1 rRNA gene (only partly in view) is annotated in these 1433 nt (G+C 55.0%); it reads right to left on the bottom strand.

The window, feature by feature from the left end:
* Window positions 1-43 precede the first annotated feature (43 nt).
* A 23S ribosomal RNA gene (locus ACH438_RS46200) occupies window positions 44-1433 on the bottom strand (it continues 1642 nt past the right edge of the window).

Here is a 1433-nt window from a genome sequence, read left to right as displayed (position 1 = left end):
GTGTGTTGTTTCAGATACTGCACAGTGGACGCGTAGCTTCTTTGTTGGTAAGTCCTCGGCCTATTAGTACCAGTCACCTACATCCGTTACCGGACTTCCAGTTCTGGCCTATCAACCCAATGGTCTGTTGGGGGCCTTAACCCCTCGAAGGGGTGAGAAACCTCATCTTGGAACAGGCTTCCCGCTTAGATGCTTTCAGCGGTTATCCCTTCCGAACGTAGCAAACCAGCCGTGCCCCTGGCGGGACAACTGGCACACCAGAGGTTCGTCCGTCCCGGTCCTCTCGTACTAGGGACAGCCTTCCTCAAGTTTCTGACGCGCGCGGCGGATAGAGACCGAACTGTCTCACGACGTTCTAAACCCAGCTCGCGTGCCGCTTTAATGGGCGAACAGCCCAACCCTTGGGACCTACTCCAGCCCCAGGATGCGACGAGCCGACATCGAGGTGCCAAACCATCCCGTCGATATGGACTCTTGGGGAAGATCAGCCTGTTATCCCCGGGGTACCTTTTATCCGTTGAGCGACACCGCTTCCACATGCCGGTGCCGGATCACTAGTCCCGACTTTCGTCCCTGCTCGACCTGTCGGTCTCACAGTCAAGCTCCCTTGTGCACTTGCACTCAACACCTGATTGCCAACCAGGCTGAGGGAACCTTTGGGCGCCTCCGTTACATTTTGGGAGGCAACCGCCCCAGTTAAACTACCCACCAGGCACTGTCCCTGAACCCGATCAGGGTCCGAGGTTAGAGGTCCAATACGATCAGAGTGGTATTTCAACGACAACTCCACAAGAACTGGCGTCCCTGCTTCACAGTTTCCCACCTATCCTACACAAACCGTACCGAACACCAATACCAAGCTATAGTGAAGGTCCCGGGGTCTTTTCGTCCTGCCGCGCGTAACGAGCATCTTTACTCGTAATGCAATTTCGCCGAGTCTGTGGTTGAGACAGCTGAGAAGTCGTTACGCCATTCGTGCAGGTCGGAACTTACCCGACAAGGAATTTCGCTACCTTAGGATGGTTATAGTTACCACCGCCGTTTACCGGGGCTTAAATTCTCAGCTTCGCCCTTACGAGCTAACCGGTCCTCTTAACCTTCCGGCACCGGGCAGGCGTCAGTCCGTATACATCGTCTTACGACTTCGCACGGACCTGTGTTTTTAGTAAACAGTCGCTTCTCACTGGTCTCTGCGACCCAACCCAGCTCCAGGAGCAAGTCCTATCACCAGACCGGGCCCTCCTTCTCCCGAAGTTACGGAGGTATTTTGCCGAGTTCCTTAACCACAGTTCTCTCGATCGCCTCAGTATTCTCTACCTGACCACCTGTGTCGGTTTGGGGTACGGGCCGTGTACCAACTCACTAGAGGCTTTTCTCGGCAGCATAGGATCACTGAATTCGCCTCAATCGGCTACGCATCACCTCTCAGGCCA

The organism is Nocardia sp. NPDC020380, assembly GCF_044386975.1.
Classification (GTDB): Bacteria; Actinomycetota; Actinomycetes; order Mycobacteriales; family Mycobacteriaceae; genus Nocardia.
The sequence above is the reverse complement of the archived record's forward strand: the minus strand, read 5'-3'. Positions and strand labels throughout refer to the sequence as shown.